The organism is Nostocoides sp. (assembly GCF_035343835.1).
Taxonomy (GTDB): Bacteria; Actinomycetota; Actinomycetes; order Actinomycetales; family Dermatophilaceae; genus Nostocoides_A; species Nostocoides_A vanveenii.
The window spans coordinates 1-2,251 of record NZ_DAOQZV010000357.1; the positions used below are offsets into that span (position 1 = coordinate 1).

At 70.5% G+C, this 2,251-nt stretch carries 3 protein-coding genes; all 3 read right to left on the reverse strand.

Going from position 1 to position 2,251, the window contains the following annotated elements; all coding sequences use genetic code 11:
• A partial coding sequence (locus tag PKH97_RS16045; protein WP_324388613.1) for a hypothetical protein occupies positions 1-341 on the reverse strand: 341 nt, incomplete at its 3' end.
• Between the two features lie 99 nt (positions 342-440).
• Entirely contained in the window at positions 441-1,442 is a 1,002-nt protein-coding gene (locus tag PKH97_RS16050; protein WP_324388614.1) for an HAD-IIA family hydrolase, read from the reverse strand.
• A partial coding sequence (locus PKH97_RS16055; RefSeq protein ID WP_324388615.1) for a hypothetical protein occupies positions 1,439-2,251 on the reverse strand: 813 nt, incomplete at its 5' end. The genes PKH97_RS16055 and PKH97_RS16050, both read right to left, overlap by 4 nt.

The following is a 2,251-nucleotide window of genomic DNA, read 5'->3' on the forward strand; positions in this document are numbered from 1 at the left end:
GGCGGTCGCGTCCGCGACGCTGCCTCAGACGTCACCTCCGCTGCCCCCACCGGCTCGGCACGCGGAACGAGCGTTCCGGGCACCGGCCGGGCAGCCGCACGGGCGCGCAACGCCGCGGACGTGGCATCCAGATTGCCGCGCTCCGGGGAGCGCCAACCCGGCCGCGCGCCCGCCTCGGATGACGCGGGCGCGCTCGACGGTGCAGCAGCCAGTTGGCGCTGCTCCGGTCCGGGGGACGCCAGCATCACATTGGCCACCCGGACGCCGTCAAGTGTCTTGGTCAGGACGAGTTCGATGGTCGCCAGGGATGTCGTGACCGCCCAGCGGACTAGTCCGTTCACAAATGTCTCCTCGTCAAAATGAAATGCCGTGACCTGGGTCGAGCCTAAACGCGTTCTTGCGGCCAGGCCACGAGCCGCCTCGCCTCGTGTCGAGCCCTATCAGGCGCGATCGGGCAGGGACGCAGCCAGGGAAGCGGCACGATCGGTGGGCAAGCCCGCGTCCACCGCGGCCCAGATCGCCGCGAGCCCCGCCCGCCCCACAGCAATATCCGGACCGCCGCAGGCGACCAGCACACGGTCCCCATCGACGCGGACCGTCGCACCGTCGCACGCCCACCCGTCCGGCGTGGGGGTGGGTGCGGCATACGGCTCGATGAGTCCGCGCAGGTCGCTGACCACGAACTTCGGCCGCTCGGCGACCGGCGCAAGGGACGCGTCCCGGATGCCGTGCACACCGGTCAGCACCAGCAGCGAGTCCATCCCTGCCGCCGTGGCCCCGGCGATGTCGGTCTCCAGACGATCACCGACACCCAGCACAGCCGCGGGTTCGATGCCCAGGACAGCCGAACTCATCAGGTACAACGGCGCCTGCGGCTTGCCCACGACTACCGGCTCGGCACCGCTCGCAATCGCCACACAGCGCACCAGCGAGCCATTGCCCGGGGCGATGCCGCGATCGGTCGGGAGCGTCAGATCGTCATTCGTCGCGACCCAGAGCGCCCCCGACTCGATCGCGTATGCCGCCTCAGCCAGATCCGCGGCGCACACGCGCGGCCCGTATCCCTGCAGCACGGCCACCACGCCGTCGCCCGTGGACTCGACGGGCTCGAAGCCCGCGGCGCGCAGGGCGATCGCGACTCCTGACCCGCCGACGGCGAGGACCTTAGAGCCCGACGGAACGCGCTTCGCGATGGCCGCCGCCCCGGCCATGGAACTGGTCACGACGTGCTCAGCGTTGGCGGTGAGTCCGAAGGAGGTCAAGTGAGCGGCGACCTCATCGGGAGTGCGTGAGGCATTGTTGGTCGCGTAGACCACCGGGGTCGGCAATCCACCGAGCACGTCAACGGCATAGGGCACCGGATCCGGACCGCGGTAGACGACTCCGTCGAGGTCGCAGACAATCCCACGGTAGCCCGCCAGCGGCGTCGCGTCGGCGGTCACGCCTGCGCCCACCCGTCCTCATCGACATCGTCATCCAGATCGGTGAAGACCAAACCATCGAGTTCGTCAAGTCGTTCTGCCGCATCGGTTTCCAGGTCGTGGTCCAGCTCCGCAACCTTGCCGAACCACGTGCGGGCGCTCGCATGATCACCGCGCGCGGCCAGCGCATCGGCGTAGGCGTAGTAGAGCCGGGCACTCCAGGGACGCACGGGGCCACCGATGCCGCGCTCCAATCCGAGCACCGCCGCATCGAGCTGGCCGAGGTCGCGGCGAATGCCGGAAATGACGATCGCGAGTTCCACGCGTTCCGCGGCCGTGAGGTTCGCCGCCTCGGGGCTGTTGGCCAGCTCGAGAGCGCGCTCGGGCCGGCCCAGGCCACGTTCGCAGTCGACCATCAACGGAAGGAGGTGATCCGAACCGCTGAGGCGACGCACCGTGCGGAACTCTGCGAGGGCGCGTGCGAAGTCGCCCAGCCGATAGGCGACCATGCCCAGGGCTTCTCGCGCCGCTGGCACCCGGCCGGCGCGCCGGACCGCGGTCTCGGCGTGCGCCAGGGCACCGTCGAGATCTTCCGCCTGCAGCAACAAGGCCACCATGACCAGGTGCTGCGCAACCCCGTCCGCGTTCTCCTTCGACAGTGTCCGCAACTGTCCCCGCACATCGCGATCGAGTTCGGCACCGGTGACGCCTTCGGCAATGGCCGGCTCGGGCAGGCGCCGCTTGGTCGGCACGAGGCGTGGACCGAGCCCCCGTGCGCCGCGGTCACCATCGGGCCGTGGCCCCTCCCGGCGGTCGCCGCCGGTCCGGTC